The organism is Streptomyces sp. NPDC005931, assembly GCF_042871235.1.
GTDB lineage: Bacteria > Actinomycetota > Actinomycetes > Streptomycetales > Streptomycetaceae > Streptomyces.
On sequence record NZ_JBIAIG010000019.1, the window covers coordinates 27,680 to 50,302 of the forward strand.

Sequence of the window (22,623 nt, forward strand, 5' to 3'; positions counted from 1 at the left end):
CCGTCGGCTGTCACCCGACCGGCCGAAGATCATCGAGGAGACACGAGAACCGTGACGGACATCGTCGACGAGCTGAAGTGGCGCGGGCTGTTCGCCCAGTCCACTGACGAGGACGCTTTGCGCAAGGCGCTCGCGGACGGTCCCGTCACGTTCTATTGCGGCTTCGACCCGACGGCTCCGTCACTGCACGTGGGGCATCTCGTGCAGGTGCTCACCGTGCGCCGGCTCCAGCAGGCCGGTCACCGGCCGCTGGCGCTGGTCGGCGGGGCCACCGGCCAGATCGGCGACCCCCGCCCGACGGCGGAGCGCACGCTGAACGACCCGGGGACGGTCGCCGGCTGGGTCGACCGCCTGCGTGGCCAGATCGAGCCGTTCCTGTCCTTCGAGGGCGAGAACGCGGCCGTGATGGTCAACAACCTGGACTGGACGCAGAACCTCTCCGCGATCGAGTTCCTGCGGGACATCGGCAAGCATTTCCGCGTCAACAAGATGCTGACGAAGGACTCGGTCGCGCGGCGTCTGGAGTCCTCCGAGGGCATCAGCTACACGGAGTTCAGCTACCAGTTGCTGCAGGCCATGGACTTCCTCCAGCTGTACCGGCGCTACGGCTGCACCCTCCAGCAGGGCGGCAGCGACCAGTGGGGCAACCTCACGGCGGGCCTGGACCTGATCCACCGTCTGGAGCCGGACGCGACCGTCCACGCCTACGCGACGCCGCTGATGACGAAGGCGGACGGCACCAAGTTCGGCAAGACCGAGGGCGGGGCGGTCTGGCTGGACCCGGAGATGACGACGCCGTACGCGTTCTACCAGTTCTGGCTGAACGTGGACGACCGGGACATCTCCGGTTACCTGCGCATCCTGTCCTTCCGGTCCCGTGAGGACCTGGAGGAGCTGGAGCGGCAGACGCAGGAGCGGCCACAGGCGCGTGCCGCGCAGCGGGCGCTGGCCGAGGAGCTGACGACGCTGGTGCACGGCGCCGACCAGACGGCCGCCGTGATCGCCGCCTCGAAGGCGCTCTTCGGGCAGGGCGAGCTGGCGGACCTGGACGAGCGGACGCTCGCAGCGGCGCTCTCCGAGGTGCCGCACGTCCGGGTCGCCGAGCTGGGACCGGTCGTCGACCTGTTCGCCGAGGTCGGCCTGGTGCCGAGCAAGTCGGCCGCGCGGCGCACGGTGAAGGAGGGCGGCGCCTACGTGAACAATGTGAAGGTCACCGCCGAGGACGCCGTCCCCGCCAAGGAGGACCTGCTGCACGGACGCTGGCTGGTGCTGCGCCGCGGCAAGAAGAACCTGGCGGCGGTGGAGCTCACGGCCGGCTGAGGCGGGCGCGCGGCCCCTTCCCGGGGCCACCCGTCCAGGACGAGGGCTCGCGGGGGCGGCCTTCCGGCACACCGGGGGCCGCCCCCGCGCCACACCGGGGCGCGCTCGTCCGTCCGTGGGGTCAGACCCGCCGGCGTCGCCTGCCCTTCATGGACGTGTAGAGCATGTCCACGAAGAAGACGATGACGACCGCAGCGCCCAGCTGGAAGGCGTGCCGGCCCCAGTCGATGCCCGAAGTCTCCTCGATGCCGAAGCCGCGCGCTATGGCGTTGCCCGCGATGGCGCCGAGGATGCCGCAGATGGTCGTCAGCCACAGGGGGCTGTGCTGCTTGCCCGGGATGACCGCCTTGGCGATCAGGCCGAGCACGAATCCCACGATAATGGCCCACAACCAGCCCATGACTGCCTCCTCGTACCACTCGACGTGAGCATCACGGCCAGTGTCGGCCCGGGCGCGCTACGGCGCATGTCGGATGCTGTCTACGCGCTGCGGCGCAGACAGGGCGCTCGGGCCGGGGCGACCCGGTCTCGTGGCGGGCGCGGGTGCGGCGTACCGTGGAAGGCGTCCGGGCCCGGTGCCCCCGACCGGTCGCGGGACGGTTGCGGTGCGGGAAGAGTCCGATGCGGGCGGATGGTGGAATGCGATGCGGAAGCAGCATGGCGGCAACAGCGTCGAGGTGTTCCGGATCACCGGAGCCCGGGCGAGCCTCCAGGACGATGTGCGCGGGCGACAGCGCCGGTATGTGATCTCGATGACCGTCCGTACGATCTCGGTCATCCTCGCCGCCTCGCTCTGGAACGTGGAACGCCACGTGGCGATCGTGGCGCTGGTCCTCGGGGCCGTTCTGCCGTACATCGCGGTGGTCGTCGCCAACGCCGGGCGGGAGAACGCGCCGTCGCTGCCGTCGACCTTCGTGACGACGCCGGTACGCCCGATGATCGCGCCGCCGCGGACGAATGAAGGCCCCGCGGAACCCGATGCGGAAGATGCGGCGCCGAAGTCCGCGCCGGGCGGACGAACGGAGCAGACCGAACGGTCGTGAGCGACGACGGGGAAGGGCGGCCGGCCCGGCGCGGAAGTCACTTCCGCGCCAAGCTCAAGAAAAGCTCAGATCAATCATGTTGTTCCGGTGCCGGGGGCGGGGTGACCCGTGACATACTTCGTACGCGCTCCGCATCCCCCGTCGGAGCGACGGACCGACGCCGGGCAGCTCCCCCCGTGGCTGCTCGGCGTCGCCTTTTCCCGGGGGCCGCGCGCAGCCGCCCGGGGCCGTCCGCACCGCGCCGACCGGGTTAGGGTCGGCGGTGTGATGGTCCCTGATCCCGAGTCGCCGATCTGTTCCACCAAGGGCTGCCGTGCCGCCGCCGTGTGGGTGCTGGCCTGGAACAACCCGAAAATCCACACGCCGGAGCGCCGCAAGACCTGGCTCGCGTGCGAGGAGCACCGCGAACACCTGTCGCAGTTCCTCGGCGTGCGCGGATTCCTGAAGGACGTCGTCCGGTTCGAGGACTGGCGGGCATCCGAAGAGGCGTAGGAGAGCGGGACGGGCCCGCCGCCCACGCGGCGGTTCAGCCGCCGATCGCCGACATCGGGCGGTCGGGCTGGACGAAGGACGGGTCGTCCAGTCCCGCGCCCGCCTTCTTGCCCCACATGGCAACCTTCCAGATGCGGGCGATCTCCTCGTCGGGGGCGCCGGAGCGAAGGGCCGCCCGCAGGTCCGTCTCCTCGGTGGCGAACAGACAGGTGCGGACCTGTCCGTCGGCCGTGAGCCGGGTGCGGTCGCAGGCCCGGCAGAACGGGCGGGTGACGGAGGCGATGACGCCGACGCGGTGCGGGCCTCCGTCGACCAGCCAGCGCTCGGCCGGGGCGGAGCCGCGGGCCTCGTCGCCCTCGGGGGTCAGCTCGAAGCGGGTCCGCAGGGAGGCGAGGATGTCGCCGGCGGTGATCATGCCGTCGCGCTTCCAGCCGTGCTGGGCGTCCAGCGGCATCTGCTCGATGAAGCGCAGCTCGTAGTCGTGCTCCACGGCCCAGGCGAGGAGGTCGGGGGCCTCGTCGTCGTTGAGCCCCGGCATCAGGACCGTGTTGACCTTGACGGGGGTCAGTCCGGCCGCGCGGGCGGCGTGCAGGCCCTGGATGACGTCCTTGTGGCGATCCCGGCGGGTGAGGGTCTTGAAGACGTCCGGGCGGAGGGTGTCGAGGGAGACGTTGACCCGGTCCAGGCCCGCTTCCTTGAGGGCGACGGCGGTGCGTCCGAGCCCGATGCCGTTGGTGGTGAGGGAGATCTGCGGGCGGGGCTCCAGCGCGGCCACGCGCTCGACGATGCCGACCAGGCCGGGGCGCAGCAGGGGCTCGCCGCCGGTGAAGCGGACCTCCGTGACCCCGAGGGTGGTGACCGCGATGTCGACCAGCCGGACGATCTCGTCGTCCGTGAGCAGGTCGGGCTTGGCCAGCCACTGCAGGCCCTCCTCGGGCATGCAGTAGGTGCACCGCAGGTTGCACCGGTCGGTCAGCGAGACCCTCAGGTCGGTGGCCACTCGGCCGTAGGTGTCGATGAGCACGTGGCCCCCTCCCTCGACGCGGACGCACGGGGTTTTCCGATATGTGCGAGCCTACGCGACGCCACCGACAACCCCACACCGCCCGATGCGACCAACGCGCGGCAGCCGCGTCGTAAGGACCTACAGGAGGTCCCCGGCGACACGGCCGCGGCGGCGGTAGGGAGGGGACGGAAGGGACGGATCAGTGGGCGCCGGTGCCGGTGAGGGACCGGACCTCCAGTTCCGCGTACTTCTTGGCGTCCGGCTCCTCCTTGGACAGGACGGTGCCGAGCCAGCCCATCAGGAAGCCGAACGGGATGGAGATGATGCCCGGGTTCTTCAGCGGGAACCAGGCAAAGTCCACCTCGGGGAACATCGCCTTGGGGTCGCCGGAGACGACGGGTGAGAACAGCACCAGGCCGACGGCGACGATCAGGCCGCCGTAGATCGACCACAGCGCGCCCTGGGTGGTGAAGCGCTTCCAGAACAGGCTGTAGAGGATGGTCGGCAGGTTGGCGGAGGCGGCGACCGCGAAGGCCAGGGCGACCAGGCCGGCCACGTTGAGGTCGCGGGCAAGGGCACCGAGGGCGATGGAGACGACGCCGATGAAGACGGTCGCCCAGCGGGCCGCGCGGACCTCCTCGGCGCCGGTGGCCTGGCCCTTGCGGATGACGTTGGCGTAGATGTCGTGCGCGAAGGAGGACGACGAGGCCAGGGTGAGCCCGGCGACCACGGCGAGGATGGTGGCGAAGGCCACGGCCGAGATGGTGGCGAGCAGGATCGCGCCCCAGGCCGAGTCGACGCCGCCCAGGTGCAGGGCCAGCAGGGGTGCCGCGGTGTTGCCGGACGGGTTGGAGGCGATGATCTCGTCCTGGGAGATCAGCGCGGCGGCACCGAAGCCGAGGGCGATGGTCATCAGGTAGAAGCCGCCGATGATGCCGATGGCCCAGTTCACGGACTTACGGGCGGCCTTGGCGTTGGGCACCGTGTAGAAGCGGATCAGGATGTGCGGCAGGCCGGCGGTGCCCAGGACCAGGGCGATGCCGAGGGAGATGAAGTCCAGCTTGGAGGTGCCGGTGGCGCCGTACTGGAGGCCGGGCTCCAGGAAGGCGGCGCCCTTGCCGCTGTTCGCGGCGGCCTTGCCGAGCAGGTCGGAGATGTTGAAGTTGAACTTCAGCAACACCAGGAAGGTGATGAGGATCGTGCCGCCGATGAGCAGCACGGCCTTGACCATCTGCACCCAGGTGGTGCCCTTCATGCCGCCGATGGAGACGTACACGATCATCAGGAAGCCGACGAGGGCGACGATGAGGATCTTGCCGGCGTCGGAGGTGATGCCGAGCAGCAGCGAGACGAGGACGCCCGCGCCCGCCATCTGGGCCAGCAGGTAGAAGATCGACACGACGATGGTGGAGGTGCCGGCCGCGGTGCGCACCGGGCGCTGGCGCATGCGGTAGGCGAGGACGTCGCCCATGGTGTAGCGGCCGGAGTTCCTGAGCGGTTCGGCGACCAACAGCAGGGCCACCAGCCAGGCGACCAGGAAGCCGATGGAGTACAGGAAGCCGTCGTAGCCGAAGAGGGCGATGGCGCCGGCGATGCCGAGGAAGGACGCGGCCGACATGTAGTCGCCGGAGACCGCGAGGCCGTTCTGGAAGGCGCTGAACTGGCGGCCGCCCGCGTAGAAGTCGGCGGCGTCCTTGGTCTGCCGGCCGGCCCAGACGGTGATGAACAGGGTCGCGACGACGAACAGCGCGAACAGGGTGATGATGAGCGGCCGGTGCTCGCTGGCCTCACCGGCGGCGAGCTGGACGTGGGTGAACGCGGGGCTCATGCGTCGCCCTCCATACGGGTCTTGATGGCCTCGGCCTTGGGGTCGAGCTCGGCGGCGGCGTGCCGGGAGTACCACCAGGCGATGACGAACGTGGTGACGAACTGAAGGACGCCGAAGACGAAGGCGATGTTGATGTTGCCGAACAACTTGGTGCCCATGAAGCCGCCCGCGTAGTTGGAGAGCAGCACGTACAGCAGGTACCAGGCGATGAAGGCGACGGTCAGCGGGAAGGCGAAGGAGCGGTAGGAGCGGCGCAGTTCACCGAACTCCGCGCTCTGCTGCACCTCGGTGAACTCCTCCGGAGTGGGGAGTTTGTGTTGTTCTGTCGAGGGGGGCGGTGCGTCGGTGGCCACGGAGTCTCCTCGCGTTGCGGGTGAGCTTCAGACGGGGACGGAGGCGAGTGTCCTCGCGCTCCCTGCACAAGGTCACGGCGCCGCGCGAGGACCGGTTCAACTGTGTTCGCTTCTTTCCTCCGGGTGTTCGGCGGTGACCGCCCTGGCCGGTTTCCTGTGCGGGGCCGGGCAGTTGCGCCATGCCCGTCGGGCGTTTCGCGAGAGATTCGTGAGACGTCGGGGCCACCTTTGTGAAGTCCTTTCGGGAAATCGTTGCTGGCCAGCAACATCGCGGGATAGCTTCACCCCTGCACCACCCGTCATGTACCTGCCCGAGCATCATCTGGGTCTCGGGCCGGTTCCGTTTCCGGATGATGTGGAGACCCCATGGCTCATCTGCGTTCCAGACGCCGGCTCGCCCTCGCCGTGCCCGTCGCGCTGTCCCTGACCGCCTCGCTCGGCTTCCTGCCGGCGGCGGCCTCGGCGGCCCCGCAGGCGGCGACGGCCGAGCAGGCGGCGGACGCGCCCACCTTGGCGTACGTCGTGAACACCGAGGTGGACCCCGGCGTCATCGCCTCGGTGAAGAAGGCGATCGCCGCGGCCGGCGGCACCGTCGTGGTCACGTACGAGAAGATCGGCGTGATCGTCGTCCACTCGTCGAACCCGGAGTTCGGCAAGCAGGCGCGCGCGGTGAGCGGAGTGCAGTCGGCGGGCGCGACCCGGACCGCTCCGCTGACCCCCGCCGGGACGACGGACGAGGGCGCCGCGGACTACCTGACGGCCGCGGAGGCCGCGCGGACCGAGGCGGCGTCGGACGAGGTCCCGGGCAGCGAGCCCCTCGAGGCCGACCAGTGGGACCTGCGCGCCATCGGCGCCGACCAGGCCGCGAAGATCAACCCGGGCAGCGACAAGGTGACCGTCGCGGTGATCGACACCGGTGTCGACGACACCCACCCGGACCTCGCGCCGAACTTCTCCGCCGCCCAGTCCGCCAACTGCGTCGGCGGCAAGGCGGACACCAGTGAGGGTGCCTGGCGCCCGTACACCGCCGACGACTACCACGGCACCCACGTGGCCGGTTCGATCGCCGCCGCCCGCAACGGCGTCGGTGTCGCCGGTGTGGCCCCGGGGGTCAAGGTCTCGGGCATCAAGGTGAGCGACCCGCACAACGGGCTGTTCTACCCGGAGAGCGTCGTGTGCGCCTTCGTGTTCGCCGCCGACCACGGCGTGGAGATCACGAACAACAGCTACTACGTGGACCCGTGGCTGTACAACTGCATGGACGACCCCGACCAGAAGGCGATCGTCGACGCGGTCGACCGGGCCCAGCGGTACGCGCAGCGCAAGGGCACGCTGCACCTCGCGTCGGCGGGCAACTCCAACCACGACCTGAACGCGGACGCGATCGTCGACGACTCGAGCCCCGACGACTCCACGCCGGTCGAGCGCACCATCGACCCGCACACGTGCTTCGACGTGCCGACCCAGCTGGCGGGCATCGTCACGGTCAGCGCCACGGGCGTGCACAACCTCAAGTCGTACTACTCCTCCTACGGCAAGGGCTTCGTCGACGTGGCGGCGCCGGGCGGCGACCGCCGCTACCAGCTGCCGGACACGCCCTCGAAGAACGGGCGCATCCTGTCCACCATGCCGAACGGCGGGTTCGGCTTCCTCCAGGGCACCTCGATGGCCTCGCCGCACGCCGCCGGTGTCGCCGCGCTGCTGAAGTCCAAGTACCCGTCGGCCACCCCGGCCATCCTCCAGACGCTGCTGAAGGCACAGGCGGACAACCCGGGCTGCCCCGAGTCCTACGACCAGAACGGTGACGGGACGCAGGACGCGGTGTGCGAGGGCGGCGACCGGGTCAACGGTTTCTACGGCTTCGGCATCGTCAACGCCCTGCGCGCGGTGAACTAGCCCCGCGTGCGAAGCCCTTCGCACGTCCGCTCGTTTCGTGAACGAACTGGAGACACCATGACAGCGCCTCACCCGCGCCTGCGCCGCGCGCTCGTGATCCCGGCCGGGATGGCCATGGCGACGGCCCTCGCGTTCCTGCCGAACACCGCCGCCACGGCCGCGCCGGCGGACGGTGAGTCCCCCGCGGCGACCGCGGCCGACGCCACCTCGCTCAGCTATGTCGTCAACGTCCGTGGTGGTCACGGCACTTCCGCGCACGTGAAGAAGGCGATCGGCGAGGCCGGCGGCACGATCGTGGCGTCGTACGACAAGATCGGCGTCATCGTCGTCCACTCGTCGAACCCCGACTTCGCGAAGACCGTGCGCACGGTGCGCGGAGTGCAGTCGGCCGGTGCCACCCGCACCGCGCCGCTGCCGTCGGCGGCCACGACCGACATGGGCACCCCGAAGGTGCTCAGCGCGGCGGAGGTCGCCGAGGCCGAGGCTGCCGAGGGCCAGGACCCGTTGCAGTCCCTTCAGTGGGACCTGCCCGCCATCAAGGCGGACCGGGCGCACGAGAAGTCGCTGGGCAGCTCGAAGGTCACCGTCGCCGTCATCGACACCGGCGTCGACGACACGCACCCCGACATCGCGCCCAACTTCGACCGGGCCGCGTCGGTCAACTGCGTGTCCGGCAAGCCGGACACGACCGACGGGGCCTGGCGTCCGGGTGCGGCGGAGAGCCCGCACGGCACCCACGTCGCCGGTGAGATCGCCGCCGCCAAGAACGGCGTCGGCATGACGGGTGTCGCACCCGGCGTGAAGGTCTCGGGCATCAAGGTGTCCAACCCGGACGGCTTCTTCTACACCGAGGCCGTGGTGTGCGGCTTCATGTGGGCCGCCGAGCACGGGGTGGACGTCACCAACAACAGCTATTACACCGACCCCTGGTACTTCAACTGCGCCGACGACCCGGACCAGAAGGCGCTCGTCGAGGCCGTCACCCGGGCGGCGCGGTACGCGGAGAGGAAGGGCGCGGTGAACGTCGCCGCGGCCGGGAACGAGAACTACGACCTCGCGGCCGACGAGATCACCGACCCGGTCTCCCCGAACGACTCCACGCCGTCGGAGCGGGTCGTCGACCCGTCGGAGTGCCTGGACATCCCGACCCAGCTGCCGGGCGTCGTCACCGTCGCCGCGACGGGTGCCAAGGGCCTGAAGTCGTCCTTCTCCAACCACGGTCTGGGCGTGGTGGACATCGCCGCCCCGGGCGGTGACCGGACCGCCTACCAGACGCCGCAGGCCCCGGCCACGGACGGCCGGATCCTGGGCACGCTGCCCGGCGGCAAGTGGGGCTACATGGCCGGCACGTCGATGGCGTCGCCGCACGTCGCGGGTGTCGCGGCCCTCATCAAGTCGACGCATCCGTACGCCTCGCCCGCCCTGGTGAAGGCCCTGCTGTACGCCGAGGCCGACGCCGTGGCGTGTACGGACCCGTACGACATCAACGGTGACGGCAAGGTCGACGCGGTGTGCGAGGGCCCGAAGAACCGCAACGGCTTCTACGGCTGGGGCATGACGGACGCCCTGGACGCGGTGACGCGGTAGCCGACGGGAACGACCTGTGAGAGCGGTGGGCCGGGCAATGCGCCCGGCCCTTCCGCCGTCCGGGGCCAGTGCCCCGGCGCTCCCCTCTGATGTTGATTGAATCAATACTGCATAGTGCAGTCATGACTGACATCAAGCAGGCATGGTCGGCTCTCGGCGGCGATCCCGCCCTCCTCACGCGCGTGTCGGTGACCGAGCGGCCCGGGGTGCTCCCGGCACGGCTTCCGGTACGCGAGCTGGCGGGCGCCTGTGTGGGTGCCTGCGCGCTCGCCGCCGCGGAGCTGGGGGCACTGCGGGCGGGGCTCGCCGAGGTCCCGGCCGTGCGCGTGGACGACGGGGCCGTGGGGACGGCGTTCGCCAGCGAGCGGCAGCTGCTGGTCGACGGGCGGGCACCGGAGACGTTCGCGCCGCTCTCGCGGTTCTGGCGGACGGCGGACGGGTGGGTGCGCACCCACGCCAACTATCCCCACCACCGGGCCCGTTTGCTCGCCGCGCTGGGCGTGCCGGAGGACCCGGACGCGGTGGCGGCGGCACTCGCCGGGCGGTCCGCGCTCGAGGTCGAGGAAACCGTGTACGCGGCGGGGGGCCTCGCGGTCGCGTTGCGCACCCCCGGACAGTGGGCGGCGCACGACCAGGCGGCGGCCGTGGCCGGGCGCCCGCTGGTCGAACACGGACGGCTGGACTCGTCACCCGCGCGTGCGCTCGCACCCGTGGGCCCGGACCCGCTGCTGCCCGCCGCGGGGCTGCGCGTGCTGGACCTCACCCGGGTCCTCGCGGGACCCGTCGCCACCCGCACCCTCGCCCTGCTCGGCGCGGACGTGCTGCGCCTGGACGCCCCGGGGCTGCCCGAACTCCCCGACCAGCACGCCGACACCGGGTTCGGCAAGCGGTCGGCACTGCTGGACCTGGAGCGCGAGGGGGACGTCCTCGAGGAGCTGCTCGCAGCGGCGGACGTGGTGGTCACGGGCTACCGGCCGGGGGCCCTGGACCGCTTCGGGCTGTCCCCCGAGGCGCTGGCCGAGCGGCGGCCCGGGGTGGTCGTGGCCCAGCTCTCGGCGTGGGGCGCGTACGGGCCGTGGGGCGACCGGCGCGGTTTCGACAGCCTGGTGCAGGCGGCGACGGGGATCGCGGCGGTGGAGGGGTCGGCGGGTCGGCCGGGGGCGCTGCCGGCGCAGGCGCTCGACCACGGCACGGGGTACCTGCTCGCCGCGGGGGTGCTGCGGGCGCTCACCGAACAGGCGCGGGAGGGCGGGAGCCGGTCGGTGCGGGTGGCGCTGACCCGGACGGCGGGATGGCTGCTGGAGGGCGCGGTCGCTCCCGCCCCGCAGCGCACGGGAGTTGAGGAAGTGTCGGGTGGCGGCGACGCGGGCGGACGGCCCGCCGGTTCCCGGCTCGCCGAGCGGGAGAGCCCCCTGGGAAGGCTGCGCCACGCCCTGTCGCCGGTGTCGTTCGCGGGTGGCCCGGGCGACTGGGCGCGTCCGCCCGGGATCTGGGGCGCGGATCCGGCGCGGTGGTGCTGAGGCGGCGGTCTTCGGTGGAACGGGGACACGCGGCCACCGTCCGGGCGGTGGCGCAATGGACACGTCACCACCGCCCCGCACTTGCCCCGTTCTGTGCGCGCTTGTGAAGATCCTGGGGTGACTCTGACAAATCCCAGGCCCGGGACGACCGGTGCGCACCGCGGCGCGCGGCGTTCCGGCACCGGCCCGGCCGTCGCCGTCCTCGTGCTGGTGGCGCTGGGCGCGCTCATACCGCTCCTCGGCCCGTCCCCCGCGCTGCACGGCACCGGGGAGGCCGACGCGCCCGGCACGGGCGGCATAGCCCTGCTGCGGACGGTGCTGTTCGCGGCGCTGGCGCTACCCGTGGGCGAGCTGATCGTGAACCGGCTCGCCCGATCCGTTCCCGGCGCCCTTCCCACCGTACCGCGCAGCTGGTCCGCCGCGGCGTGCACGGTCGGCTTCCTGGCCGCCCTCGGACTCGCCTCCGTGGTGGCCACCGGCAACCTGGTGCCGGACAGCGTGGCGGACATCGACGTGGGCGGCCTGTACGGGACCCGGGACGGCAAGCTGGCCCTCCTGGAGGTCAACGCCTTCCTCGCGGCGGCCCTGTGCGCGACCTCCGGCCGTCCGGCCACCCAGGTCTGGCCGCTGGCCGCGGTGATTGTCGCGGAGGCCCTGCGCGCCCATCCGACGACCGAGTACAGCCCGCTGATCGGTGCGGGGCTGACGCTGGTGCACCTGGTCTGCGCGTCGCTGTGGGTGGGCGGACTGCTGCACGCGCTGCGCACACTGCGGCTGTGGCGCGGTGCCGCGGCGGGTGCCGCGCTGCTGGGGCGCTACGCGCGCGTGGCGGCCCTGCTGCTGGCCGGCGTCACGGCGACGGGCGTGTGCAGTTCGCTGCGCCGGATGCCGCCGGAGACCGTCCTGGACCAGCTGACGGACACGGCGTACGGGCGGGTGCTGCTCGCCAAGGTGATCCTGATGGCCGGGGTCGCCGCCCTCGCCCTGTGGGCCCGGATCCGGCTGGCCCGCGCGGCCGACCCGCTGACCGCCTGCTCGCCCGCGCGGGCGGAGGTCTTCGTGCTGGGTCTGGTGGTCGCGGTGTCCGGGCTGCTGACGGCGCTGCCGGTGCCGATCCGCTGGTGACCGCGGGCACCGAAGGCCGTACGGCTACACCCCCGCCGCCCCCAGCACGGCACCCACCGCGTAGGTGACCCCCATGGCCAGCGCCCCGCCCGCCACGTTGCGCAGCACCGCCGCGCCGGGCTCGGCCGCGCCCAGGCGCGCACTGGCCCAGCCCGTCACGACGAGGGCGGCCAGGACCGACACCACGGTGACGGGGAGCCTCCAGTCGGCCGGCGGCAGCACGATGGCCAGCAGCGGCAGCAGCGCCCCGACGGTGAACGCGAGGAAGCTGGCGCCGGCCGCGTGCCAGGCGTTGGTGAGGGCGTCGGGGTCGATGCCGAGTTCCACGCGCGCGTGCGCCCGCAGTGCGTCGCGCTCCGTCAGCTGAACGGCCGCCTCCCGGGCCACCTCCCGTGACAGCCCCCGCTCCTGGAGCAGCCCGGTCAGCTCCTCCAGTTCGGCCTCGGGGCGATCCCTCAGCTCGCGCCGCTCCACCGCCAGGGCGGCCTTCTCCGAGGCGCGCTGGGTGGAGACCGAGACGTACTCGCCGGCCGCCATCGACATGGAACCGGCGAGCAGTCCGGCCAGTCCGGCGGTCAGCAGGGTGGAGCGGTCCCCGGTCGCCCCGGCCACGCCCACCACCAGTCCGGCGGTGGAGACGATGCCGTCGTTGGCGCCGAGGACCGCCGCGCGCAGCCAGTTGAGCCGCACCGCCAGGGACCCGCCGTGCGCTTCGTGATGCGTCGGTTCCGTCACATCGGGAGCATGCCACCCGGTGCGCGCCCGTGAACGCACCGACGCTCCCCACCGGCAACCCCGTGTCCGGGCACGGCATGTGACGTCCCGACCAGCACGAGATCCGGGTGGACCCACGGCACCAGTCATCAGCTTTCGGGCATTCCCGACATGCGAACGGCCGGGCCGGGCACGGGACCTGACGGGCAGCAGTGTCGGTGGCGGCCCGTATCCTCGGGAACCATGCTCGAAGACCTGACGACCGCAGCCACCTCCCCCACCGCGTGGCCGGCCGCGTATCCCCGGGGATACGCGGTGGTCGACGTGGAGACCACGGGGCTGGCCCGGGACGACCGCATCATCTCCGCGGCCGTCTACCGGCTGGACGCGCGCGGCGAGGTCGAGGACCACTGGTACACGGTGGTCAACCCGGAGCGCGACCCCGGCCCGGTGTGGATCCACGGCCTGACGAGCGAGGTACTGGACGGCGCGCCCCTCTTCCGCGACATCGCCGAGGAGTTCGCGGCCCGCCTGGACGGCCGGGTGCTGGTGGCGCACAACGCCGTCTTCGACTGGCAGATGATCGCCCGCGAGTACGCCCGCGCCCGCAGCGAGGCACCCGTGCGGCAGCGGCTGTGCACCATTGCCCTGTCCAAGGAGCTGGGACTGCCGCTGCCCAACCACAAGCTGGAGTCGCTCGCCGCGCACTTCGGCGTCGTGCAGCGGCGGGCGCACCACGCGCTGGACGACGCGCGCGTGCTCGCGGAGGCGTTCCGGCCCAGCCTGCGGGCCGCGGCGGCGAGCGGCGTACGACTGCCGCTGCACGAGTGCCGGCCGCTGACGGAGTGGACGGACCGGCCCCGGATCGGGCAGCAGGCCGGCCCCGGCGGCCACCGGCCGTCGGGCTGGCGGCCGTCCCGCCGGCGACCCGCGTGCCCGTACCCCAACCCGGGGCGGTACGAACCGGGCGCGCGGCTCAAGCAGGGCATGCGGGTCGCCTTCTCCGGAGACACGTCCGTCGATCGTGAGTTGCTGGAGGACCGCGCCACCGAGGCCGGGCTGCACGTCGCCTCCAGCCTCTCCCGGCTGACCAGCCTCCTGGTCACCAACGACCCGGATTCGGGCACGTCCAAGGTCGTCAAGGCCCGGCAGTACGGCACGCCGGTCGTGGACGAGGCGGCGTTCGGGCAGTTGCTCGGGGACGTCGAACCCGCGTCGCAGGGGTGAGCGGGGGCGCCGCCGGGCCCGACCGTACGGACGGGTGATTGACGGACGACTCGCCCGCCGCCCGCTCGCCCGCGCCGGGCCGACGGCTCACCCTGTGGCGCATGGCGACATGTGAAGTGTGCGGCAACAGCTACGGAATGACCTTCGAGGTGCACGCGCAGGGCGCGGTGCACGTCTTCGACTGCTTCGCCTGCGCGATCCACCGCATGGCCCCCATCTGCGAGCACTGCCGGGTGCAGATCATCGGCCAGGGCGTGGAGGCCGAGGGCCACTGGTACTGCGGCGCGCACTGCGCCCGCGCGGAGGGAAAGGCGGGAATCGTCGACAAGGTGTGACTCCCTGCCCGAAGGGGGGAACTCCGTACCCGCCTGTATGCACCCCACGACCGAGTTGTACGGTCGTGGGGTGTACCGCTTCCTGTTGTCCCGCCAGTGGGTGATCGTCACCCTCGTGGCACTCGCGCTCGTCCCGACGATGATCGAGCTGGGCTTCTGGCAGCTGCACCGCCATGAGAACAGGGTGGCGCTCAACCGGGTGATCGCCGGCTCGCTGGCGGCCGAGCCGGTGCCCGTCGAGACCCTGACCTCCCCCGGAGCGAAGCTCGACGACGAGAACCGGTACCGCCGGGTGACGGCGGAGGGCAGCTTCGACCCCGCAAGGGAGGTCGTGGTGCGCCGCCGCACCAACGCGGACGACCAGGTCGGCTACCACGTGCTCACCCCCTTCGTCCTCGCCGACGGCCGGGTCCTGATGGTCAACCGGGGCTGGGTCCCCTCGGACCGGCGGAGCCAGAGCGCGTTCCCGAGGATCCCCGCGCCCCCGCGGGGCGGGATCACGGTCACCGGGCGGCTGATGCCGGACCAGACGACCGAGGCCAGCGGCATCAAGAACCTCGACGACCTGCCCGACCGGCAGATCATGCTGATCAACAGCGAGCAGGAGGCCGAGCGGCTCGGCAGGACGGTCCTCGGCGGCTACATCGAGCTCACCGACCCCGAGCCCGCGGGCGGCAGGCCCGAGCCGATCCCCGCTCCCGGGCACGACGACATCGGCCCGCACCTGGCGTACGCCATCCAGTGGTGGCTGTTCACGGCGGGCATCCCCATCGGCTGGGTGGTCCTCGTCCGCCGCGAGGCCCGCGAGCGCGCGCAGGCGGCCGCGGAGGAGCCGGCGCAGGAGTCGGAGCCGGCGCCGGTGTGACCGACGCCTCGGACCCGCCGCCACACACCGTGACCGCGTGCCGTCGGCGCGTGCCGCCGTCGGCCCTCCCCTCCCGCTCACCTGCGGTCTGTGCGAGAGTGGCGCACCGGTCGGGCACGGGACGACGCGGGGCCCGGACGGCCGGGCGACCGGTTCCTGTCCTCCGGACGGGCCGTCCGCGCAACTCTCCTCCGAGGGCACAGGCACACCAAGGACGGTGACCCATGGCCGACGGCGCCATGACCACGACGTTCCTCGCCGTGATCGGCGGGGCGTCGCTGCTCGCCGTCACCGCGCGCCGGCTCAGGCCGAGCGACCGGTTGCCCTCGCTGGAGGGCTGGGCACTGGCCGACCGCGGTCTCGGACCCGGCTGGACCTGGCTGCTGCTCGGCGGCACGATCTACACCTCGTACACCTTCACGGCCGTGCCGGGACTGGCGTACGGCAACGGCGCGCCCGCCTTCTTCGCGGTGCCCTACACGGTGATCGTCGGCCCGCTCGCCTTCGTGCTGCTGAGCCGGCTGTGGAGCGTGGCCCGGCGGCACGGCTACGTGACCGCCGCCGACTTCGTGCGGGGGCGCTACGGCTCGCCACCGCTGGCGCTGGTCGTCGCGCTGACCGGGATCCTCGCGACCATGCCGTACCTGGCGCTGCAACTGCTCGGCATCCGCGCGGTGCTCACGGCCGGCGGGCTGTACCCGCGCGGTGCCACCGGTGACCTGGTGATGGTGGCGCTGTTCGCGGGCCTCGCGGTGGCCACGTACCGGCACGGACTGCGGGCTCCGGCGGTGATCTCGGCGCTGAAGGCGGTGGCGGTGTTCGTCTCGCTCACCGCCGTGTGCTGGCTGGTCCTGCGGCGGTTCGGCGGGCCGGGCGCGGTCTTCGAGGGGGCGGCGCTGCGGCTCGGCGGCACGGACGCGGCCCACTCCCCGCTGCTGCTCACGCCGGAGCAGCAGCCCGCGTACGCCACGCTCGCCCTCGGCTCGGCGCTGGCCCTGCTGATGTACCCGCACGTGCTCACCGCCGGGTTCGCCGCCGACGGACCGCGCACCCTGCGCAGGGTCTCGGTGGGGCTGCCCGCGTGGACCGCGCTGCTCGCCCTCTTCGGATTCCTCGGCATCGCGGCGCTGGCGGCCGGGGTGCGGGCCCCCGAGGGCGGCGCCGAGGCCGCCGTGCCGATGCTGGTCGACCGGCTGATGCCGGGACCGGCGGCGGGACTGGTGCTCGCCGCGATCGTCGTGGGGGCGCTGGTCCCGGCGGCGGTGATGTCGATCGCCGCGGCGACCAGCTTCGTGCGGAACGTGTACGTCGAGTACGTCCACCCGACGGCCACGCCGAAGCGGCAGGTGCGCATCGCCAAGGCGGTGTCGCTCACCGCGAAGCTGGGCGCCGTGGCGTTCGTGTTCGGGCTGCGCGACCAGGACGCCATCAACCTCCAGCTGCTCGGCGGCGTGTGGATCCTCCAGGTGTTCCCGGCCGTGGCCGTGGGCCTGTACACGCGATGGCTGCACCCGCGGGCGCTGCTCGCCGGGTGGGCCGCGGGCATGACCGCCGGCACCTTCCTGGTGGTGCGCGAGGGGTTCTCCCCGACCGTCGCCGTGGTACCGCTCGGCTCCGGCACCGGTCCGCCGGAGGTCTACGCCGGGCTCGTGGCCCTGCTGCTCAATCTGACCGTCGCGGTGGCCGGCACCGCGGCGCTGCGACACCTCGGTGTCCCGGGCGGCGCCGACGTCACCGACCTGCCGCCCCGCCCGCCCATCGGGCGGGGCCCGGAGAGGGGAGCGAACCACCCGTGAGACGCAGACAGCATCCCCAGGCCACGCTGCCGCCGGCCCCCGCCCCGCCACCGGCCGCTCCCCCGCCACCGGCCGCGCCTCCGCCCCCTGCGGCTCCCGCCGTCGGCGCCTGCCCGGACGACCTGGAACGGGAGGCCGGTGTCGCACGCCTCTTCGAGCTGCACTACTCCTCGATGCTGCGCCTGGCCGTACTGCTCGGCGCGGACGACCCGGAGAACGTGGTGGCCGAGGCGTACTACCAGATCTACCGCAAGTGGCGGCGGCTGAAGGACGTGGCCGCGGCGGAGGCCTATCTGCGCTCGACCGTCTGCAACCTGACGCGGATGCGGATACGCCACCTCCAGGTCGCCCGCCGGATGGCGGAGACCCCGCCGACCCCGACGGACGAGACCGTCGCCTCCGCCGAGAACACCGCGCTGCTGCGCGACGACCAGCGGGTGCTGATCGACGCGTTGCAGCAGTTGCCCACCCGGCAGCGCGAGGCACTGGTGCTGCGGCACTGGCTCGGGCTGAAGGAGAGCGAGATAGCCGCCGCGATGGGCATCTCCTGCGGTTCCGTCAAGACGCACACCTCACGCGGCATCGCCGCGCTCACCCAGGCGATGGAGGCCCGGCGATGAACGACGGCCCGGACCGCACGGAGAACGACCACGATCACGCCGGACCCCGCCCGCCCGGCACCGGCCTCACCGAACGCACCGAACGCACCGAACGCACCGAACGCACCGAACGCACCGAACGGGAGCTTCGGGACGCGCTGGAGGCGCTGGCCGGCGGCGTGCTGCCCGATCCCGACGCGTACCGCACCGCGCGCGGCGAGTGGCTGCGCCGGGAACGCCGGCGGCGGCTGGTCCTCACGGTGCTCGTCGCCGTCGTCTTCACGCTGGCCACGCTGATCGGCCTGTGGGTGCTCAACCAGGCGCCCGCCGAGCCCGGCGTCATCTTCTCCGGCACCGGCTCACCGTCCGCCGACGGCCCGTCACTCACCCGGCTCCGCCCCTGATTGCGGGCCCCGGTGGCCGGGAACCCGCACTCCGTGCACCGTATCGAGGACTACGCACTCATCGGCGACGAACAGACCGCTGCCCTGGTGGGCACGGACGGTTCGGTCGACTGGCTCTGTCTGCCCCGCTTCGACTCGGCGGCGTGCTTCGCCCGGCTGCTCGGCGACGAGGACAACGGCCACTGGCGCATCGCCCCTGTCGGCGCGGACCGCTGCACCCGCCGCTCCTACCGCAGGGACACCCTCGTCCTGGACACCGAGTGGGAGACCGACGAGGGAGCGGTGCTGGTCACGGACCTGATGCCGCAGCGCGACCGCGCCCCCGACCTGGTGCGCATCGTGCAGGGCGTCCGCGGCCGGGTGACCGTGCGCAGCACGCTCCGGCTGCGCTTCGACTATGGCTCGGTGGTGCCCTGGGTACGCCGGGAGGACGGCCACCGGGTGGCGGTCGCCGGGCCCGACTCCGCGTGGCTGCGCAGTGAGCCGGAGGTGCGCACCTGGGGCGAGGACCTCGGCACGCTCTCGGAGTTCACGCTCGAGGAGGGCGAGCGGGTCGCGTTCGTGCTCACCTGGCACCCCTCGCACGAGCCGCGCCCGCCGCTCGTCGACCCGTACGCCTCGCTGCGCCACAGCGTCGCGGACTGGCGTGCCTGGGCGGCCCGCTGCCGCTACGACGGCCCGCACCGGGACGCCGTCATGCGGTCGCTGATCACCCTCAAGGCGCTCACCTACGCCCCCACCGGGGGCATCGTCGCCGCGCCCACCACGTCCCTGCCGGAGGAGCCGGGCGGTGTGCGCAACTGGGACTACCGGTTCTGCTGGCTGCGCGACTCCACCCTGACGCTGAACGCGCTGCTGGCGGCGGGCTACCAGGACGAGGCGGAGGCGTGGCGCAACTGGCTGCTGCGCGCCGTCGCGGGCGACCCGGCCGACCTCCAGATCATGTACGGGCTGGCGGGCGAGCGGCGGCTGCCCGAGTTCGAGATCCCGTGGCTGTCCGGCTTCGGCGGGGCCGCTCCGGTGCGGATCGGCAACGACGCGGTGAACCAGCTCCAGCTGGACGTGTACGGAGAGGTCATGGACTCCCTGGCCCTGGCCCGGCGTTCGGGGCTGTCGCCGCAGCCGGACGTGTGGGCGCTGCAGACCGTCCTGATCGACTTCCTGCGGACCGTCTGGCGGGAGCCGGACGAGGGGCTGTGGGAGGTGCGGGGCGGCCGGCGCCAGTTCGTGCACTCCAAGGTGATGGTGTGGGTGGCCGCCGACCGCGCGGTGCGCACGCTCGAGGAGCACCCGGACTTCGACGGCGACCTCGACGGCTGGCGCCGGTTGCGCGACGAGGTGCACCGAGAGGTGTGCGAGAAGGGCTACGACCCCGCGCGGAACACGTTCACCCAGTCCTACGGCTCGCAGGAACTGGACGCCGCGCTGCTGCTGATCCCGCGCGTGGGATTCCTGCCGCCGGACGATCCGCGGGTGCTGGGCACCATCGAGGCGGTCCGCAAGGAGCTGTGCCAGGGCGGCTTCGTACGCCGCTACACCACCGAGGCGACGACCGCGGTCGACGGTGTCCCCGGGGAGGAGGGCACGTTCCTGGTCTGCTCGTTCTGGCTCGCGGACGCCCTGCACATGACCGGCCGCACCGAGGAGGCCCGCGAGCTGTTCGAGAGGCTGCTGGGCCTGGCCAACGACGTGGGGCTGCTGGCGGAGGAGTACGACCCGGTGGGCGGCCGGCTGCTGGGCAACTTCCCGCAGGCGTTCAGCCACATCGGCCTGGTGAACACCGCTCTCGCCCTGTTCGGTGGCGAGGAGGCAGGATAGGGCCCATGGATCTTGGACTGAAGGACCGGGTGTACGTCGTCACCGGGGCGACCCGCGGGCTGGGCCACGCCACGGCGCGGGAACTCGTCGCCGACGGCGCGAAGGTGGTCGTCACGGGGCGGGAGGACAAGAGCGTCGCCGCGGCCGCGGCCGCGCTGGGCGACGGTGCGGCCGGGGTGGCCGTCGACAACGCCGACCCCACGGCGCCGGAGCGGCTGATCGCCACCGCGCGGGAGCGGTTCGGGCGCTTCGACGGCATCCTCGTCAGCGTGGGCGGTCCGCCGCCGGGGTTCGTCGCCGACGCCACCGACGAGCAGTGGCGGGCGGCGTTCGAGTCGGTGTTCCTGGGCGCGGTCCGGCTGGCCCGGGCCGCCGCCGCAGAACTCGGCGAGGGCGGTGTCATCGGCTTCGTGCTGTCCGGTTCGGTGTACGAGCCGATCCCCGGTCTGACCGTCTCCAACGGGCTGCGCCCCGGCCTCGCCGGGTTCGCCAAGTCCCTCGCGGACGAGCTCGGTCCGCGCGGCATCCGCGTCGTCGGTGTGCTCCCCGGGCGCATCGACACCGACCGCGTCCGTGAGCTCGACGCCCTCTCCGCCGACCCGGAGGCCACCCGCCAGGCGGCCTCGTCCCGCATTCCCCTGCGCCGCTACGGCACCCCGGAGGAGTTCGGCCGCGCGGCGGCGTTCCTCCTCTCCCCCGCGGCGTCCTACCTCACGGGCGTGATGCTGCCGGTGGACGGCGGGTCACGGCACGGGTTCTAATGCTGTGGCCGGGAAGGTGTGCCGGCGGCGCGAGCCGGTGAACCTCTCCGGTCACGGCACTGGGCCCGGCGGGGTGCCCCCGCGCGGTGTCAGGTCACCCGTTCCGCCCGGTGACGGACGCCGCGCAGGCGGACCTCGGTGGGCAGGCCGGGGAGGCGGGCCGAGTCGCGGGCGTGGGTCAACGGGCCCGTGGTCAGGGCGTCGAGGGTGGTTCCGGGGTCCACGTGGGGTTCCAGGAGGAGCCGTACCCGTGTCCTCGGCGCGCTGCGCCGGCCGGTGAGCCGGACGCGGGCCTGGTCCACGCCGTCCAGGTGGCTCGCCTCCTGGGCGAGGACCTGCTCCAGTGCCCGGCCGCGCAGCCCCGCGCCCTCGCCGTCGCCGCTGTCGACGAACACCTCGGCCAGCCGCCGGCGGCGCACCACCGCGACCAGCCACCACAGGGCGAGCAGCAGCAGCACGGCGAGGGCGGCCAGGACGACCGGCCACCACCAGCCGTCGTCCCGCCACCGGGTCCGCTCGGCCTCGCTGAGCAGCACGTCGTGCCGCCCGTGGTGCAGCCACCAGGAGGGGGCGGGTGCTCCCAGTCCGATCGCCAGCACGGACCCGCCGAGGGCGACCAGCACCAGCCCCGCGATGCCGAGCAGTACACGGTTGACGACCCTGAGCACCGTCCTCACCCCTTCCGGCCGGGCCGCCGCACCCGCACCGACAGCGCGGGCGGGCGGGCGAGGCCCAGTCCCCTGGCCGCGTCGGCGAGCACGGTGTCCAGGTCGGTCCGTACGTCGTCCAGTTCACGGAAATGGGACACCGCGCGGACGTCCGCGCGGTGCCGCTTCATGCGTACCCGCACCGACTGCACACCGGCCACCTCCATGGCCCGGTCGCGCAGCACCGTCGCCGCCGCGTCCCGGTCGAGGCCGGCGCGCACGTCGGGGTGGGTGCGGCGCATCGGCAGCAGGGAGCGCAGGCCGGGCGTCAGCGCGAGCAGCAGCAGCCACAGACCGAGCGCGGCGGCGACGCCGGCGCCGATCAGCACCCAGATGTCGTCCAGGGGCCGTCCGGCCAGTTCCCGGGCCAGTGTCCGGCGCCAGCCCATCCCGGGCCGATCGGCGCGCACCGCGGCGATGTCGTACAGGAAGAAGCCGGCGAGCAGCAGCGTCAGCAGGGCGAGCAGGCCCGCGGGGACGCGGCGCGCCGACCAGAAGCGGCGGTGCCCGCCCGGCGCCCCGTCCGCCGCGGTGGCACCGGCACCGGACGGCGGGGCCTTCTCCAGGACCGGGCCCGTGGCGGTGCTGCCGGTGCCGGCGGGTTCGCTCATCGCGTCCTCCCTTGCGCCGCGCGGAGGGCGGCCGCCGGATGCAGCCGTTCCACCTGGACGACGACCTCCGGCACGTGCATGCCCGCGAGCGTGCCGACCCGTTCGACGACCCGGCTCCTCACCTGTCCGCACCTGCCGCCGATGTCGCCGGGGTAGTCGAGTTCGACGTGCACCCGGACGCGGGCGTGGTCGTGGTGGACGACGACCGTGGCGTGCGGCGGCGAGGCGTCCGGCGGGAGGGTGCCGATCGCCTCGCGCGCCGCCTGGGAGGCGATCTTCGCGACCACCCGGTCGGCGATCCGGGTCGCCCCGCGCTCGCCCGCCGGCACGGTGGCGGAGCCGCCGCCCGGTTCACCTGCCCCCGTGCCCACCGGCGTCACCGCCGCCGTTCGTCACGGGTGCGGAAGAAGTCGCCGAGTTCCAGGTCCCCCTCGAGGAACCGGCCGACGACGAAGCCGACGGCGCCCAGGGCCGCCACGAGCAGAAAGGCTCCGAATCCGCCGAAGTATCCGGCGAAACCCAGTGCCATGCCGGCGATCAGGCCGACCACGGCCATGTTCATGGTGCGCTCCTCAGCGTCTCGCGTCTCAGCGTCTCAGCGGTTCGCCGCGCGGCG

Annotated in this window: 24 protein-coding genes; 15 read left to right on the plus strand and 9 right to left on the minus strand. The window is 72.9% G+C overall.

Annotation, left to right across the window (positions count from 1 at the left end):
* The first annotated feature begins 51 nt into the window (after window positions 1-51).
* Window positions 52-1,320: a tyrosine--tRNA ligase gene (gene tyrS, locus ACFYOV_RS30250; protein ID WP_389093091.1), complete on the plus strand. Its 1,269-nt coding sequence runs from the start codon at window positions 52-54 to the stop codon at window positions 1,318-1,320.
* Between the two features lie 121 nt (window positions 1,321-1,441).
* Here the strand turns inward: tyrS and ACFYOV_RS30255 are convergent, their stop codons facing one another.
* Entirely contained in the window at window positions 1,442-1,720 is a 279-nt protein-coding gene (locus ACFYOV_RS30255) for a GlsB/YeaQ/YmgE family stress response membrane protein (RefSeq protein WP_389093093.1), read from the minus strand.
* A gap of 244 nt (window positions 1,721-1,964) precedes the next feature.
* On the opposite strand from ACFYOV_RS30255, the gene ACFYOV_RS30260 reads away from it, so the two are divergent.
* Window positions 1,965-2,363: a DUF3099 domain-containing protein gene (locus ACFYOV_RS30260; protein WP_389093259.1), complete on the plus strand. Its 399-nt coding sequence runs from the start codon at window positions 1,965-1,967 to the stop codon at window positions 2,361-2,363.
* Window positions 2,364-2,630: 267 nt separating this feature from the next.
* Entirely contained in the window at window positions 2,631-2,855 is a 225-nt protein-coding gene (locus ACFYOV_RS30265; protein ID WP_389093261.1) for a hypothetical protein, read from the plus strand.
* A 34-nt stretch (window positions 2,856-2,889) separates the two neighbouring features.
* Here the strand turns inward: ACFYOV_RS30265 and moaA are convergent, their stop codons facing one another.
* The 3 genes from moaA to ACFYOV_RS30280 form a co-directional block, all read right to left on the minus strand.
* Window positions 2,890-3,879, minus strand: a complete 990-nt coding sequence (moaA, locus tag ACFYOV_RS30270; protein WP_389093096.1) for a GTP 3',8-cyclase MoaA — start codon at window positions 3,877-3,879, stop codon at window positions 2,890-2,892.
* A 181-nt stretch (window positions 3,880-4,060) separates the two neighbouring features.
* Window positions 4,061-5,689, minus strand: a complete 1,629-nt coding sequence (locus ACFYOV_RS30275; protein WP_389093099.1) for a cation acetate symporter — start codon at window positions 5,687-5,689, stop codon at window positions 4,061-4,063.
* Window positions 5,686-6,042: a DUF485 domain-containing protein gene (locus tag ACFYOV_RS30280; protein ID WP_389093101.1), complete on the minus strand. Its 357-nt coding sequence runs from the start codon at window positions 6,040-6,042 to the stop codon at window positions 5,686-5,688. Before ACFYOV_RS30280 ends, ACFYOV_RS30275 begins: the two co-directional genes overlap by 4 nt.
* Window positions 6,043-6,408: 366 nt before the next feature.
* On the opposite strand from ACFYOV_RS30280, the gene ACFYOV_RS30285 reads away from it, so the two are divergent.
* From ACFYOV_RS30285 to ACFYOV_RS30300, 4 genes are all read left to right on the plus strand, one after another.
* Window positions 6,409-7,938, plus strand: a complete 1,530-nt coding sequence (locus tag ACFYOV_RS30285) for a S8 family serine peptidase (RefSeq protein ID WP_389093103.1) — start codon at window positions 6,409-6,411, stop codon at window positions 7,936-7,938.
* A 57-nt stretch (window positions 7,939-7,995) separates the two neighbouring features.
* Window positions 7,996-9,525, plus strand: coding sequence for a S8 family serine peptidase (locus ACFYOV_RS30290; protein WP_389093105.1), 1,530 nt, complete (start codon window positions 7,996-7,998; stop codon window positions 9,523-9,525).
* A 122-nt stretch (window positions 9,526-9,647) separates the two neighbouring features.
* Window positions 9,648-11,045, plus strand: coding sequence for a CoA transferase (locus ACFYOV_RS30295; protein ID WP_389093106.1), 1,398 nt, complete (start codon window positions 9,648-9,650; stop codon window positions 11,043-11,045).
* 117 nt (window positions 11,046-11,162) lie between these two features.
* Window positions 11,163-12,170 (plus strand): copper resistance D family protein, encoded by a 1,008-nt coding sequence (locus ACFYOV_RS30300; RefSeq protein ID WP_389093108.1) that lies wholly within the window; start codon window positions 11,163-11,165, stop codon window positions 12,168-12,170.
* A gap of 24 nt (window positions 12,171-12,194) precedes the next feature.
* Here ACFYOV_RS30300 and ACFYOV_RS30305 read toward each other — a convergent pair whose 3' ends face one another.
* Window positions 12,195-12,905 (minus strand): VIT family protein, encoded by a 711-nt coding sequence (locus tag ACFYOV_RS30305; protein WP_389093110.1) that lies wholly within the window; start codon window positions 12,903-12,905, stop codon window positions 12,195-12,197.
* Window positions 12,906-13,127: 222 nt separating this feature from the next.
* On the opposite strand from ACFYOV_RS30305, the gene ACFYOV_RS30310 reads away from it, so the two are divergent.
* From ACFYOV_RS30310 to ACFYOV_RS30345, 8 genes are all read left to right on the plus strand, one after another.
* Window positions 13,128-14,111, plus strand: coding sequence for a DEDDh family exonuclease (locus tag ACFYOV_RS30310; RefSeq protein ID WP_389093113.1), 984 nt, complete (start codon window positions 13,128-13,130; stop codon window positions 14,109-14,111).
* A gap of 101 nt (window positions 14,112-14,212) precedes the next feature.
* The gene (locus tag ACFYOV_RS30315; RefSeq protein WP_389093114.1) at window positions 14,213-14,446 is read left to right on the plus strand and encodes a hypothetical protein; all 234 of its coding nucleotides are present in this window, start codon (window positions 14,213-14,215) and stop codon (window positions 14,444-14,446) included.
* 70 nt (window positions 14,447-14,516) lie between these two features.
* Window positions 14,517-15,311: an SURF1 family protein gene (locus ACFYOV_RS30320; RefSeq protein ID WP_389093116.1), complete on the plus strand. Its 795-nt coding sequence runs from the start codon at window positions 14,517-14,519 to the stop codon at window positions 15,309-15,311.
* Window positions 15,312-15,535: 224 nt separating this feature from the next.
* A complete protein-coding gene (locus tag ACFYOV_RS30325) occupies window positions 15,536-17,107 on the plus strand; it encodes a sodium:solute symporter (protein WP_389093118.1) in 1,572 nt (523 codons plus the stop codon).
* The gene (locus tag ACFYOV_RS30330) at window positions 17,104-17,727 is read left to right on the plus strand and encodes an RNA polymerase sigma factor (RefSeq protein WP_389093120.1); all 624 of its coding nucleotides are present in this window, start codon (window positions 17,104-17,106) and stop codon (window positions 17,725-17,727) included. Before ACFYOV_RS30325 ends, ACFYOV_RS30330 begins: the two co-directional genes overlap by 4 nt.
* Window positions 17,724-18,110 (plus strand): hypothetical protein, encoded by a 387-nt coding sequence (locus ACFYOV_RS30335; protein WP_389093122.1) that lies wholly within the window; start codon window positions 17,724-17,726, stop codon window positions 18,108-18,110. The genes ACFYOV_RS30330 and ACFYOV_RS30335 overlap by 4 nt, the downstream gene beginning before the upstream one ends.
* 33 nt (window positions 18,111-18,143) lie before the next feature.
* The gene (locus ACFYOV_RS30340) at window positions 18,144-19,928 is read left to right on the plus strand and encodes a glycoside hydrolase family 15 protein (RefSeq protein ID WP_389093124.1); all 1,785 of its coding nucleotides are present in this window, start codon (window positions 18,144-18,146) and stop codon (window positions 19,926-19,928) included.
* Between the two features lie 5 nt (window positions 19,929-19,933).
* Window positions 19,934-20,689 carry an SDR family oxidoreductase gene (locus ACFYOV_RS30345; protein ID WP_389093127.1) on the plus strand — a complete coding sequence of 252 codons (756 nt, stop codon included), beginning with the start codon at window positions 19,934-19,936 and terminating at the stop codon, window positions 20,687-20,689.
* Window positions 20,690-20,778: 89 nt separating this feature from the next.
* Here ACFYOV_RS30345 and amaP read toward each other — a convergent pair whose 3' ends face one another.
* Genes amaP through ACFYOV_RS30365 form a run of 4 tightly spaced genes read right to left on the minus strand, consistent with a single transcriptional unit; the run spans window position 20,779 to window position 22,569 of the window.
* Entirely contained in the window at window positions 20,779-21,366 is a 588-nt protein-coding gene (amaP, locus tag ACFYOV_RS30350; RefSeq protein WP_389093129.1) for an alkaline shock response membrane anchor protein AmaP, read from the minus strand.
* The gene (locus tag ACFYOV_RS30355) at window positions 21,363-22,007 is read right to left on the minus strand and encodes a DUF6286 domain-containing protein (protein WP_389093131.1); all 645 of its coding nucleotides are present in this window, start codon (window positions 22,005-22,007) and stop codon (window positions 21,363-21,365) included. Before ACFYOV_RS30355 ends, amaP begins: the two co-directional genes overlap by 4 nt.
* The gene (locus tag ACFYOV_RS30360) at window positions 22,004-22,387 is read right to left on the minus strand and encodes a hypothetical protein (protein WP_389093133.1); all 384 of its coding nucleotides are present in this window, start codon (window positions 22,385-22,387) and stop codon (window positions 22,004-22,006) included. Before ACFYOV_RS30360 ends, ACFYOV_RS30355 begins: the two co-directional genes overlap by 4 nt.
* Entirely contained in the window at window positions 22,384-22,569 is a 186-nt protein-coding gene (locus ACFYOV_RS30365) for a hypothetical protein (protein ID WP_389093136.1), read from the minus strand. Before ACFYOV_RS30365 ends, ACFYOV_RS30360 begins: the two co-directional genes overlap by 4 nt.
* Between the last annotated feature and the right edge of the window lie 54 nt (window positions 22,570-22,623).